At 55.0% G+C, this 13391-nt stretch carries 9 protein-coding genes; 5 read left to right on the top strand and 4 right to left on the bottom strand.

The features are described from left to right. Positions 1 to 229: 229 nt before the first annotated feature. The 4 genes from glnH (at position 230) to ybiO (ending at position 4830) form a co-directional block, all read left to right on the top strand. Positions 230 to 973, top strand: coding sequence for a glutamine ABC transporter substrate-binding protein GlnH (gene glnH, locus QOT07_RS07495; RefSeq protein WP_085115857.1), 744 nt, complete (start codon positions 230 to 232; stop codon positions 971 to 973). Between the two features lie 105 nt (positions 974 to 1078). Further along, a complete protein-coding gene (gene glnP / locus QOT07_RS07490) occupies positions 1079 to 1738 on the top strand; it encodes a glutamine ABC transporter permease GlnP (RefSeq protein WP_099064044.1) in 660 nt (219 codons plus the stop codon). Further along, positions 1735 to 2457: a glutamine ABC transporter ATP-binding protein GlnQ gene (glnQ, locus tag QOT07_RS07485; protein WP_012005910.1), complete on the top strand. Its 723-nt coding sequence runs from the start codon at positions 1735 to 1737 to the stop codon at positions 2455 to 2457. Before glnP ends, glnQ begins: the two co-directional genes overlap by 4 nt. Before the next feature lie 153 nt (positions 2458 to 2610). Then, the gene (ybiO, locus tag QOT07_RS07480) at positions 2611 to 4830 is read left to right on the top strand and encodes a mechanosensitive channel protein (protein WP_219015721.1); all 2220 of its coding nucleotides are present in this window, start codon (positions 2611 to 2613) and stop codon (positions 4828 to 4830) included. Between the two features lie 40 nt (positions 4831 to 4870). On the opposite strand, the gene QOT07_RS07475 is transcribed toward ybiO, so the two are convergent. The 3 genes from QOT07_RS07475 to rlmF all read right to left on the bottom strand — a co-directional run bounded on the left by QOT07_RS07475 (position 4871) and on the right by rlmF (position 10693). Further along, positions 4871 to 6175, bottom strand: a complete 1305-nt coding sequence (locus tag QOT07_RS07475) for a methyl-accepting chemotaxis protein (RefSeq protein ID WP_283602829.1) — start codon at positions 6173 to 6175, stop codon at positions 4871 to 4873. Positions 6176 to 6498: 323 nt separating this feature from the next. Beyond that, positions 6499 to 9507: a DUF4214 domain-containing protein gene (locus QOT07_RS07470; protein ID WP_283602828.1), complete on the bottom strand. Its 3009-nt coding sequence runs from the start codon at positions 9505 to 9507 to the stop codon at positions 6499 to 6501. Between the two features lie 220 nt (positions 9508 to 9727). Further along, positions 9728 to 10693 (bottom strand): 23S rRNA (adenine(1618)-N(6))-methyltransferase RlmF, encoded by a 966-nt coding sequence (rlmF, locus tag QOT07_RS07465; RefSeq protein ID WP_170287984.1) that lies wholly within the window; start codon positions 10691 to 10693, stop codon positions 9728 to 9730. Positions 10694 to 10812: 119 nt separating this feature from the next. On the opposite strand from rlmF, the gene QOT07_RS07460 reads away from it, so the two are divergent. Next, a complete protein-coding gene (locus QOT07_RS07460; RefSeq protein ID WP_099064040.1) occupies positions 10813 to 11451 on the top strand; it encodes a flavin reductase family protein in 639 nt (212 codons plus the stop codon). A 65-nt stretch (positions 11452 to 11516) separates the two neighbouring features. Here QOT07_RS07460 and QOT07_RS07455 read toward each other — a convergent pair whose 3' ends face one another. Beyond that, positions 11517 to 13373: a M3 family metallopeptidase gene (locus QOT07_RS07455; protein WP_283602827.1), complete on the bottom strand. Its 1857-nt coding sequence runs from the start codon at positions 13371 to 13373 to the stop codon at positions 11517 to 11519. Positions 13374 to 13391: the final 18 nt, after the last annotated feature.

Here is a 13391-nt window from a genome sequence, read left to right as displayed (position 1 = left end):
TTCAGCACCATTATTTGGTTAATGATAGACGACTGCACCAACAGGCAACTCAAAGCACCATTTTGGGGCCCCAACTGGGTGCATAAAAATAATAATTCGATCTTCAAACACAACATCACAGCCTAACTCTTTGTTTTTATAGTAGTTGAAAACATGGCACGATTTTTTCATGGCACCAACTGCAATATAAAAAATGGGTAATCCGCAACCTGTACAGGAAATTCCTCTCATGAAGTCAATTTTTAAAGTCTCCCTGGCCGCACTTTCGTTGGCCTTTGCCGTAAGCTCCCACGCAGCAGACAAACTGGTCGTCGCCACCGACACCGCATTCGTTCCTTTTGAGTTTAAGCAAGGCGACAAATATGTCGGCTTCGATATCGACCTATGGGCCGCTATCGCCAAAGAACTGAAACTGGATTACACCCTGAAACCAATGGACTTCAGCGGTATCATCCCGGCACTGCAAACCAAAAACATCGATCTGGCGCTGGCCGGTATTACCATTACCGAAGAACGTAAAAAGGCCATCGAGTTCTCCGACGGCTACTACAAAAGCGGCCTGCTGGTGATGGTGAATGCCAATGACAACAGCATCAAGGGCATTGACGACCTGAACGGTAAAGTGGTGGCGGTGAAGAGCGGCACCGGTTCCGTTGATTACGCCAAACAACACATCAAAACCAAAGACCTGCGTCAGTTCCCGAACATCGATAACGCCTATATGGAACTGGGCACCAAGCGCGCTGACGCGGTACTGCACGACACGCCAAATATCTTGTACTTCATCAAGACTGCCGGCGCCGGCAAATTCAAAACCGTCGGTGAATCACTGGAAGCCCAGCAATACGGCATCGCCTTCCCTAAAGGCAGTGATGAGCTGCGCGTGAAGGTCAATGGCGCGCTGAAAACGCTGCGCGACAACGGGACCTACAACGAAATCTACAAAAAATGGTTCGGTACCGAACCTAAATAACGGATGAAGTCAGTCACTGATTCACTTGAGCACAGGGGTGGTGTCTTAGCCCCTGCGCTTTGTTGTATCTGATTCCCACGTTTGGGATCACCGGGAGAAAACACCATGCAGTTCGACTGGAGCGCCATCTGGCCCGCCATCCCCATCCTGTTAGAAGGCGCCAAAATGACCCTGTGGATTTCGGTCCTCGGTCTGATTGGCGGCCTGATCATTGGCCTGGTGGCCGGCTTTGCCCGAACCTACGGCGGTTGGATTGCCAACCACGTGGCTCTGGTATTCATTGAAGTTATCCGTGGCACGCCGATCGTGGTACAGGTGATGTTTATCTACTTCGCCCTGCCGATGGCGTTCAACGATTTACGCATTGACCCGTTCAGCGCAGCGGTGGTCACCATTATGATCAACTCCGGTGCCTATATTGCGGAAATTACCCGTGGCGCCGTGCTGTCAATTCATAGCGGTTTCCGTGAAGCAGGCCTGGCACTGGGCCTGTCACGCCGCGAAACCATCCGCTATGTCATCATGCCGTTGGCGCTGCGCCGCATGCTGCCACCGCTGGGTAACCAGTGGATCATCAGCATTAAAGACACCTCGCTGTTTATCGTGATCGGCGTGGCGGAACTGACCCGTCAGGGCCAGGAGATTATTGCCGGTAACTTCCGCGCGCTGGAAATCTGGAGCGCCGTGGCGGTTATTTATCTGATTATTACTCTGGTGCTGAGCTTCGTGCTGCGTCGTCTGGAAAGAAGGATGAAAATCCTGTGATTGAATTTAAAAACGTCTCCAAGCATTTTGGGCAAACCCAGGTGCTGCACAATATCGACCTGAAAATTAACCAGGGTGAAGTGGTAGTGATTATCGGGCCTTCCGGCTCCGGCAAATCCACACTGCTGCGCTGCATCAACAAGCTGGAAGAGATCACCAGCGGCGATCTGATCGTCGACGGGCTGAAAGCTAACGATCCCAAGGTTGACGATCGGCTGATCCGTCAGGAAGCCGGCATGGTGTTCCAACAGTTCTACCTGTTCCCACACCTGACCGCGCTGGAAAACGTCGCCTTTGGCCCCATTCGCGTGCGTGGACTGAAAAAGTCGGATGCGGAAAAGCTGGCACGTGACCTGCTGGCCAAAGTGGGCCTGGCTGAGCGTGCGCACCACTATCCTTCAGAGCTTTCCGGCGGCCAACAGCAGCGTGTGGCTATCGCCCGAGCGCTGGCGGTGAAGCCGAAAATGATGCTGTTCGATGAACCGACCTCCGCACTTGACCCGGAACTGCGCCATGAAGTGCTGAAGGTGATGCAGGATCTGGCGGAAGAAGGCATGACCATGGTGATTGTCACCCACGAAGTCGGCTTTGCCGAAAAAGTGGCGTCACGTCTGATCTTTATCGATAAGGGACGGATTGCGGAAGACGGCAATCCTCATGAGTTGATCAACAACCCGCCAAGCCCACGCTTGAAAGAGTTCCTGCAGCACGTTTCCTGATTTATCCTGTTCAACGGCGGGCGTACTCTGCGCCCGCCGTTTCTATTTAGCACGCGTTCCCACTCCCCGCCTCGTATCATTTCCTACTATATTGCTTGTTTTTATTAACATTTGTATCAATCCGCCGATTTACAGAGCCCCAAGAGAGGATAAATGCCCGCAACCGCATGCTCCCGATTCGGTTCTCATCTGCGAGAACGTTGGTTCCCCCTGCTACTGCTGCTGGTCACCTGCACCGCTTCCCCGTTGGCGATGGCGCAACCCGCGCAGAATACCGCGGCCAGCGACCAGACCGAGCAGCAAAAGGCTTCCTACACCGCACTGGCAGATATTCTGCAAGACGACAAAGCCCGCGCCACGCTGATCGACCACCTCAGACAGGCGGCAGATGAATCGCCCAAGACCCAGACGAAACCCGCCGCGTCAGAAACGCCCGAGTCGCTGAGCGACAACCTGAGCAGTTTGGCGCAAGGGGGCATCAGCACGGTCAATCAGCGGTTAAACTCGCTGCAAAAGCTGATCGACTCCGGACCCAAACGCACCTTTAATCCCGACAGTTTTTTCCGAGCCTTGGGTTATTTTCTGCTGACGGTCGCGGCCACCTTCGCCCTGTTCCATCTGATCCGGCGGCTGATCCGCCCGCTGTACAAGCGGATGGGTAGCTGGGGCCACAACGCCAAACTGCAGCAGGGGCCTTGGTATAAGCTGCCAACGGCGATCCTCGGGGCCTTCGCCGTCGATCTGCTGGTACTGGTACTGGCACTGGCTGCGGGTAACCTGTTTGCCCGCCATGTTAATGCCGACAGCGCGACTATCCTGCGCTTGCAAACTCTGTTTCTCAGCGCCTTCGCGGTTATCGAATTCTTCAAAGCCGTGTTGCGACTGATTTTTTCGCCTGACTTTGATTATCTGCGTCCCTTTGCATTTAGCGATGCCAGCGCCCATTACTGGAACAAACGCCTCGCCTGGCTTAGCGGCCTGATTGGTTACGGCCTGATGGTGGTGGTGCCGGTGGTCGCGACACAAATCAGCTATCCGGCGGCAGCGGCGGCTAACCTGGCGATCATGCTGGCGCTGACGCTATATGCAGTGGCGCTGATCCTGCGTAACCGCAAACCGATACAACAACAGATTAACCTGCTGGCAGAACGATCCATGGCATTCTTCAGCATCATTCTGCGTGGGCTGGGCCATGTCTGGCACCTGCTGGCCATCGCCTATTTCCTGGTGTTATTTGCGCTGTCACAGTTTGATATCGGTAACAGCCTGCGCTTTATGATGACCGCAACGGTGAAAAGTCTGGTGGTTATCGGCGTCGGTGCTTTGCTTTCCGGCATGCTGACCCGTTGGATTTTCCGTCGCATTTCACTGCCGGATGACGTCAACCGGCGCTACCCGATGCTGGAGCGGCGCATTAATTCTTATATCCCCAATGGCTTGAAGATACTGCGGGTGATGGTGGTGCTGGCGGTAACACTGCTGTTGTTTGACGCCTGGCACCTGATCAATCTGTATCAGTGGGCCGGTAGCGAGAACGGCGAAAAAATCATTGGTGGGCTGGTACATATCCTGCTGATTATGGTGGTCGCCGTCTTCAGCTGGACGCTGATGGCCAGCATTATCGAACACCGGCTGGCGTTGGAACTGAGCAATGGCATCCGCCCAAGCGCGCGTGAACGCACCTTGCTGACGCTGTTTCGCAACGTGCTGGCCATCGTGATCAGTACCATTACCATCATGATTGTGCTGTCACAGGTAGGGATTAACATTGCGCCCCTATTGGCCGGTGCCGGGGCTCTGGGCCTGGCCATCAGCTTTGGTGCGCAAACGCTGGTGAAAGACGTGATCACCGGCGTCTTCATCCAGTTCGAGAACGGCATGAATACCGGCGAATATGTCACCGTCAGCGGCATTACCGGCACGGTGGAACGCATGACCATCCGTTCAATCGGCCTGCGGGACGACTACGGCGTGTATCACATCGTTCCCTTCTCTTCTATCACCACGCTGGCCAACTATGCCCGCGAATTTGGCGTATATCGCGCCAACTACAGCGTGAGCCGTGATGAAGACATAGACCATGTTCATGGGGTACTGCATCAGGCGGTAGACGCGCTGAAACAGGACGAGCAGGTGAAACACTTCCTGGTGGGTGAACCGGTATTCAATGGCGTGGTGGCACTGGGTGACCGTTCCTTCACCACCCGGGTGACCGTGCGTACCCAGGCGCTGAAACAATGGGTGGTGCAGTATGCGCTCGACCGTCTGGTAAAAATGCATTTTGACCAGGCCGATATCGCCATGCCACAGCAGGCCATGCAGCTTTCATATGCTCCGGGCTCGCAAGAGTCGGCAACCAAACAAGCTGAGTGAAAAAAGACGCTAGCCCCGGCAGGGGTTAGCGTCACAAGTCTCAGTGCAGTGCCTCGGTCTGTTTCACCGAAGCAAATGTCTGCATCAACTTGACCACATCCTGCATGCCAACATTCACCTGATTGATCACTTCCCCGGCATCATTCGTCAGCGCTACGCCGCCACCCGCCTGTTCCACGCACACCGCCATTCCGGCAATCGCCGCCGTCACGCCCTGTTGAATCGCTTTGGTGATGCGCTCAATTTCGGTTGCCGCCTGACGAGACTGCTCTGCCAGAGTACGCACCTCGTTAGCGACCACGGCAAACCCTCGCCCGTGCTCCCCCGCATGTGCCGCCTCGATAGAGGCATTAATTGCCAGCAGATTGGTCTGGGCGGCAATTTTACGGATCGCCTCCACCATGGTGCCTATCTGTTGCGAGCCGTTACCCAGTTCGCTAACCACCGCCGAAGTATCCCGCGCAGCCGCTTCCACCTGCTGCATGCCGGCCACCGCCTGCTGCACGATCACCGCCCCCTGCGCAGCGGTCCGGTCGGTATCCAGGGAAAGATGATGCGCATTACGTACCATCTCTTCCTCGTGCTGTTGCTGAATCATCAATTGGGTGATGTCCTGAGCGATCTTCACCACTTTCACCAACCGCCCTTCCTCGTCGAGGATCGGGTTATAGCTGGCTTCCAGCCAGACTCGCTCCCCGCGGCGGTTTACGCGTTCAAAGCGCCCGGTGATAAATTCGCCACGCGCAAGACGCTGCCAGTGTTGGCGATAATCGTCGGAGGCGGCAAACTCCGGCGGGCAAAGCACTGCATGCGACTGCCCGCGCGCGTCCTCCAGCCGATAGCCCATTAAATTCAACATATTGTCATTAGCATCGAGGATCTTTCCCTGTGCGTTGAAAGTGATCATCGCCATGGATCTATTTAGCGCGGCCAATAAACTCTGATGTTCCTGCGCCTGGGTAATACGCTCTGTCACCACGCTGGCGATCTTGACGATCTCCACCACCCGCCCCTGCTTGTTCAAAACCGGGGTATAGGTCCCCTGCAACCATACGGTTTCACCGTCTTTGCAAATCCGTTTTATATTGTCGGTGATAGGTTTGCCATGATTTAGCATATCCCAGTGTTTACGATACGCCGTACTCTCGGCGTATTGTGGATCGCAGAAAATACGGTGATGTTGACCGAGCACTTCCTGACGCTGGAATTTCATGGTCTGCAAAAATAAGTCGTTGACGCGCAGCACGGTGCCATCCGGATTAAAGACAATCATGGCAACGGCATTTTCTATCGCGTTTAGCTCCGCGCGGCTGTGGGTATTTAACTGACTGAATCGTAACAGCATAGGGTGAAGATCCTTCTGGCAGATGATTTAGCGAACAAATGCTTTTCATTTTATTTTTCTGCACGCCGCGCCCACACGCAGGCGCGCATCAGCCGGAGAAACGGGCAGGCCTTATTCTCCAGACAGATAACGCTAACCGGGATAAATATATCAATTTAGCAAGGTGACTATTATTTTTTTAATAAATAATTAAGTCAGGATTTTTATTAGTGACAACCGCATTGAGAATAACGCAAGTTGAAGAAATTGAAAGGGAAACGCGAGGTATTATTGGCGCCGGTTAAATAACCGGCGCCAGCGGACATTAATCCAACAGCCAAGATTCAGGCAACCAATAATTCCTCTGTCGATGCCATAGCGGTGATAGTGACCTCCGGTGGAACATAGCGCAGCTCGCTGAGCAGCATTTGATGATCCTGGCCCAACAGTAGAATAACGCTGTCAGCGGCATCCAAACGGTGATCGTCGTTATTGTCGACAATAATATAACTGCTGTTTTGATCGGCCAATACGCTGCTCACCCCCACCTTAGCGCTGAGAGCCCCCGGTCTGTCCAGATCCAGCAGTGCTGCCAGCAGCTGGCTGGCACTCCCCATCTGTTCATCTGTCAGCGCACCGATCCGGGCTTCAATATTTTGACCATCGCTGGTACCGTAATTCGCCAATGAGCTACCTCCGGTATTATGGGATAAGCTCACGCCAGACAAAACGTCAGTAATACTGTCTTGCTGCAGTGAAAAACCCTTGAGGGTGACGCCGGAAGCCGCAGTGCTTGATTGCAGAGTTATGCTGTTTTGCCCTGCACCGGCGATTAGCGTGGTATCCCCCATGATGTTGAACTGGTCATTGCCTCCCCCACCTTTGACTAACAGTTGCTCACCCACCAGCCCCAACTCGGCCAATAACGGATCCAATTTGGCCTGGCTAGCGCCGCTGAGCGGCAGTAAATCCAGCATCTGAATCAGCGTACCGTTTCCGCTACCGCCATGGGCCGAATTCAGGGTGAACGCATTGCCGACAAAGGCTGAAGCGTCAATCAGCCCCACGTTGTGGTACCCCTCTTCCAGCGTCAGGTTGAAGCTCGCTCGGCCAGAAAGCACAATGTCATGCACCTGGTCATTGCTGCCCGTCAACGTCAGTGCACTGCGGCCCCAACCCGCGGCATTAATGGCAATCAGCTCCAGCGGATTTTCACTACCGTGAGAATCCAGCGCCAGGGATCCGACGTTTCCGCGGCCGGAAAATAACAGATCGACGCGATGAGTGGCATTCTCCAGAAAATCGATTTCGAGCCGGCTGCCAGCCTGATCGCCCACGCTGCTGATTTCAAGCCGTGCAGCATCCGCATTGGCGTTAATCACTTTGACGTTATCCGCCCGACCGGAAAGCAACAGCCCCCCGCTACCCAGATCGTTCGCAGCCCGATCCTGGACGACATATCCTCCTCGGCCCCCCTCAACCGTTGCGTTGCCGCTTAGCACGCCGTAGTCAAAAACGTGGGCTTCAGTCACCAGTTTTTCTGTCTTAATCCCGCTCCAACTGACCTTATTCAGCGTTGCTTCAGCCTGGCCAATATAACCAGCCAGATCGAGCTGTTCAAAATGGCTGAAGTTGGCAGCATTGCTGCTCACCGTGCTGACACGCATCCCCCAAAGATCGAGCGTAGAAGTGAGTTTGACAATCAGATTAGCGGACAGAATGTCCATGCCCGCACCACCGTCAGCTTTCAGCGACCACCCTACATGGTTGGCCCCCCCGGTGGAGTTCCCGGCCCACAACAGGCTGTCATTGCCCTCGCTCAGATTAAAATTCCCGGTTGCGGCAGCCACATCGGCCAACGCCGTTAACTGTACCTTATCGCTACCGTAGGTACCGTCGAGGGTGACGTTAGCGTTATTTACGGTCACCGCCACGCCATATTTAACGTTCGGGTTGTTGTGCAACTGAATGGCCGCCGCAGCATCCCCATTGATAATCAGATAGGAAAGTTGGGCAGCATAGCTCAGATCCACAGAGACATCCGTATCCGCGTTGAGGAAAACCCGGAATAGTACGGCGGTTTCCGCGTTGCTCAGCGAGTGTCCGACATGGGTATTTACCGTCCCGTAGGCATTTCCACCCTCTTCGCTGGTGCTAAGCGAAGCCGTGGTTTTATAGTTCAGACTTTGGCCAATCTCACGAGCAAATGCCCATTGCTCACTCTGAGTGACGCCACCGGTGACATTGTTTGTGATCAGATCCTCAACCACCGCCTGCGTGATCAGCCCCTTGTCGTCACCCAACGCCCGGTAATGTGCCAACTGTTGCTCATCCGCGGCTCTGCCATGAACGGCCTGATACACGTGCTGAATAAAAACATCCCCCTGCAGGTCACCAATCTGTCCCTGAAACTCGGGAGTTGCCAACAGGGCAGCCACCAACTCAGGATAATTCAGGGTGCCGGAGGCCAGGGTTTTGCTCCAGGTATCCAGTGAGGCGGCATCGATACTCCGTTCAGGAATAGCGCGGAACAGTGCTGCCACTTGTTCCAAATAAACCGTTGCGGGCAGCTCTCCCGACGGATATTCATAACCGGCATCATTAAAATGCTGCTGCGCAGTTTGATCTTCCGGTGCCACTTCGCCACGTAATTGCTCAATCATGGCAACCAGCAGATCGCCACGCGTCGCCCCTTCCGCCAGTTGATGCTGATAATCTGTCAGTTCAGCCGCCGTGGGTGGACGCTCAAAACCCTGTTCGAACAACTGCAGAATAAAATCGCCGTCAGAAAGGTTATTGATTGGTAACGTCTCAATTTTTTCCTGTGCCAGGACGGCCAGATCGCTCCCCTGATTAAGCTGACGGCCATATGAATTGATTTCGTCAGCCAGCCAAGGAGCTTTCAGTAGGTAGAACATGGCGATGGCATCACCTGCCCCTCCGACAGCATCGTCGGCAACAGAAGGAAATAGCCCCTCGGCAATCCTTTGATCCAATGCATCACGCTGCGCAAGGATAGCCGGATCGTCCCCCAGATAATTAAAAAGATCGATGACCACACTGGCGATCGCGCTATTGAAATGGCCCTGCATAAGCAGCTCGTTAATATAATCCGGGTCGGGGTAGGCGTTATAAACCGAAAGGTAGACTGAGGTGAAAATATCGTATTCGCTCTGGCCGTTCATCCAGTCGGCATCAGGTTGGCTCATTAAAATGCTGGCCATATAAGCCGGCGGCTGACTGCTAATATCAAATTGACTGTCGTAATAGTCAATTTCAGAAACCGTCGGCAGACGCCCAAAAATCCCGATGATCAGAGCGCCGACTTCTTGTTGAGAAGATAAAGGAATCATAATAACTCCCACTAATGTGTCGAATGAAAGATACGGCACATCGGTGCCGCAACCTGTCTCCTACAACATGGAGAGAGACGATGCACACTGCTGGGATAGCTATTATTAGTATGGCTACAGTTAAGGAACCTTAATGGGATATGTCAAGAAAGGGGGGCAAGCCTAAAGCCAGTATGGGAGTTATCTCCCATACCGACAAAAATCTGTGCAAAACCCGAAATTAACGCCAGCGTTCTGCCGCCCAGGCGGCCTGCTGTTCTGCGTCATGGAAGGTCCAGGCAACGAAACGGCTGATCTTTTGCCCCTGCGCCATCTCAATGGTACGCACTTCGGCCGCACCCGCCAGCTTCAACGCGTGATAAATTGATGGCAAAGTAGTGTGTTTGGAAATCAGCGAGGTGAACCACAGGCAGTTCTGCGCCTTGCTGACGCTTTCCTCTACCATTTTACGCACAAAGGCTTCTTCGCCACCTTCACACCAAAGCTCGTTATTTTTGCCACCGAAATTCTGTACCGGCTTGTCGGCCACTTCGCCTTTGCCCAGCTTGTGCAGTTTGCGACGGGTGCTGGCCTGCGATTCCTGTTCGGAACCGTGGAATGGCGGGTTACACAGCGTGGCATCAAACTTCTCAGCCACACCGATAATGCCGTTAAAGATAAACTCCGGCTGTTTTTGCAGGCGCAGACGCACGCTGTTTCTCAACGTCGGGTTCATTTCGACGATCATTTTGGCCGAATTAAGCGATACCGGGTCAATCTCCGAACCGGTAAAACGCCAGCCGTACTCGCGCAGGCCAATGATCGGATAAATGCAGTTGGCACCAATGCCTACGTCGAGGATCGCCACGCCTTTACCGCGCGGGATCTCACCGTCGTTGCTGGTCGCCAGCAGGTCAGCCAGATGGTGCAGGTAATCGGAGCGCCCAGGGATTGGCGGGCACAGGTAATCGGCAGGAATGTCCCAATGCTCGATACCATAAAAATGTTGCAGCAACGCACGGTTGAGCATTTTAACCGCCGCCGGATCGGCAAAATCGACCGAGATATCGCCCCAGGCGTTCGGCTTGACGAACGGCTCCAGCCCCGGGCAACTGGCGATCAGCGCCGGGAAATCATAGCGTGAGCGATGACGGTTACGCGGGTGCAGTCCGCTTTTCTGCTGCGGGAAGCTTTTCTTTTTTTCCACCGTGACGGGCTCTCTTAAAGGTATTTCTGGCGCGTAAGATACCATAAAGCAGCGGCAAACTTGCAGACGACGGGAAACGCGTCAGAATAAAAGCTCTGTTTCCCTATCTCAGGTCACCTATGAGCAGTGAGTCCCGTTATTACTATGAACCCGCCGCAGGGCATGGCTTGCCGCATGATCCGCTAAACGCCATCGTCGGCCCGCGCCCCATCGGTTGGATCTCATCGGTCAGCGTCACTGGCCAGCGCAACCTGGCACCCTACAGCTTTTTCAACTGCTTCAATTACCGCCCACCGATCATCGGCTTCGCCAGCACCGGCTGGAAAGACAGCGTGGCGAACATCGTCGAGACCGGGGAGTTTGTCTGGAACCTGGCGACTCGCCCATTGGCCGATGCCATGAATAACAGCTCCGCCAGCCTGGCACGCGGGGAAGATGAATTCGCTTTTGCCGGTGTGACACCATTACCCAGCCGTCGGGTGAAGGCCGAACGCGTAGCGGAAAGCCCGGTGAACTTTGAATGTCGCCTGTCGCAATGCATTCAGTTGCAAAGTGCCGGCGGCGAAAAAGTGGAAACCTGGCTGATACTGGGGGAAGTGGTGGCGGTGCATATCGATCCCGCACTGCTGGACGAACATGGCGTCTATCAAACCGCCGCCGCCGAGCCTATTCTGCGTGCAGGGGGCCCGACCGCTTACTATGGCATCTCGGAACTGCACCGTTTCGATCTGACCCGGCCGGATGCGCAAAAGCGCTGAGTGACCTCATATTTTTGATAAAAAGCCCGCCGATACGCGTTATCGGCGGGCTTTTCTCATGGGATTCAGACCAGACGTGCGTTAATCGCCGCAGCGAAATCACGACACATCTTTTCGTCACCTTCGGCGTTATCCGCCAGCACCTGCTCGCCATCCACCACGCGGATATGCGCCGCCAGGTCAAAGTCCGCCGCCGGTTGAGGCCGGGCAGCCGCTGCCGTGATGGCCTGCTGCGCATCCTGCCACGCCTGTGCCACCGTCTGGTTACAAGCCTGCGCCAGATAGTCCGGATTAAAGCCTTCGCCGGTCAGGCTGCGTAGCGTCTCATCGTGACTGACACCGTTACCCGGCAGCCAGTAGTGGCGCGCCAGGTCCGGGCCAATCGCCGGGTTATCGGTGAGGTAACCGTCACGCTGCAAGAAGAAGTGGCGCGTCTGTTCGACCGCCATCAGCGCCAACAGATAGCCCTGATAGGAACAGGCCGACTCCAGCGACAACAAATGCGGGATTGCCAGCGTCGGGCGCGGGCTGCCGCTGATGCCCAGTATTTTGTGCTCAACCTTACGCGCCAGCGCGGTAATCGCCTCCGGCGTGCACTGCTGTTCATCCCACTGATATAGCGCCCATTCAAAGTACGGCACCAGCAGAATATGGCGCTCGTTGAACGCACGCATCGGCTGACGCGCAGCAATGCTGGCCTCAATCAGCGCATCCGGTACCGGCTCGCCGGCGGCGTTTTTCGCATAGCGTTTCAGCCAATCGGCGTCGTCCAGCAGGCTGTCGCAGAACATCGACTGGGTTTCGGCATAGGCCATAGACGTCGGCGGGAACTCCTGCGAGAAACAGGGGGCATTCTGGCAGATATTGGCGAAGTGAGCGGCGTGACCGCCCTCGTGGAACAGCGTATTCAACCCCTGAGCGCCACTGCCCACCTGATCCGGCTGCGCCAGACTGGTAAAGTTAATCCGTGCCGGCAGCCATTTCCCCTGCTGGATAAACGGCGGTACCGGCCCATGCATAAAGCCATTTTCATACTTGCCCTCACGCACCAACAGATCGAGATCCATCTGCGCACCGCGAAAACCGATGTGCAGTCGTTTGAAGCTGTTGATCCAACGCTCAAGCGACTGGGCGAACGGGAAGTAAGGATCCAGTTGGCGGGTCACGTCACCGGCGCTGGCAAAGCGCAGGTTCCAGGGCTCCAGTGCCTGTTCGCCCTTTTGCGCTGCCAACTGCTGCAGGCTGCGTGAATTGGCTTCACGGGTTTGCTGTTCGAAGCGATCCAGAATGGCGAACAGCTGCTCCGGCGTCATGCGCTCGGTTTTATTGACCTTGTAGTCAAAATAGTTACGAAAGCCCATCTGACGCGCAAAGCGGTTGCGCAGGCTAATCAGCTCCGGCAGGCCGTTATGCAGCAGCCACTGCTCCAGCTCACGCAACGCATGCTGCGAGCTGCGGCGATAGTCTTCATTTTCATTGGTGGCCTGATTGGTCAGCAGTTCGCCGAGCGAGGCGTTCACCCGCTGCCCCGCGGCATTCAGATGGCTGACCGGGTTGGCCTTGCGCCGGGTATAAAGGTCCGCTTCGGCGCTGATGATGTGATCCAGCAGCGTCTGGGCCTCGGCATCTTCAATGGCGTTACAGTCAAAGAAACGCAGCCAGCCGTTCAGCCCGTGTTGCAAGGCGTCGCGCTGCACATCCTGCGGCAGGACCTCCAGCCCGGCGAGCAACTGACGGATCTCCGCCAATCGACGCGGCTCAGCGATAAAGCGTTTATAGGCGCTTTCCGCCGCCGAGAAGCGTGCAGAAACATCGTCACCGCCAGTGCCCATATAGTTCTGCCAGAACAGATCTTCTTTGGTGCGGTGAACCTCAAGGTAATCCTGATTCAATTGATTGAAGTAATCGAGAGCCTGTTGCATAACCATCCTTTCAGCCGA

Source organism: Serratia proteamaculans, from assembly GCF_949794035.1.
Lineage (GTDB): Bacteria > Pseudomonadota > Gammaproteobacteria > Enterobacterales > Enterobacteriaceae > Serratia > Serratia proteamaculans.
The sequence above is the reverse complement of the archived record's forward strand: the minus strand, read 5'-3'. Positions and strand labels throughout refer to the sequence as shown.

Excerpts from the sequence above, each read along its gene's own strand:
- glnH (WP_085115857.1), top strand. The coding sequence starts at position 230 with ATGAAGTCAATTTTTAAAGTCTCCCTGGCCGCACTTTCGTTGGCCTTT.
- glnP (WP_099064044.1), top strand. The coding sequence starts at position 1,079 with ATGCAGTTCGACTGGAGCGCCATCTGGCCCGCCATCCCCATCCTGTTA.
- ybiO (WP_219015721.1), top strand. The coding sequence starts at position 2,611 with ATGCCCGCAACCGCATGCTCCCGATTCGGTTCTCATCTGCGAGAACGT.
- QOT07_RS07475 (WP_283602829.1), bottom strand. The coding sequence starts at position 6,175 with ATGCTGTTACGATTCAGTCAGTTAAATACCCACAGCCGCGCGGAGCTA.
- QOT07_RS07470 (WP_283602828.1), bottom strand. The coding sequence starts at position 9,507 with ATGATTCCTTTATCTTCTCAACAAGAAGTCGGCGCTCTGATCATCGGG.
- QOT07_RS07460 (WP_099064040.1), top strand. The coding sequence starts at position 10,813 with ATGAGCAGTGAGTCCCGTTATTACTATGAACCCGCCGCAGGGCATGGC.
- QOT07_RS07455 (WP_283602827.1), bottom strand. The coding sequence starts at position 13,373 with ATGCAACAGGCTCTCGATTACTTCAATCAATTGAATCAGGATTACCTT.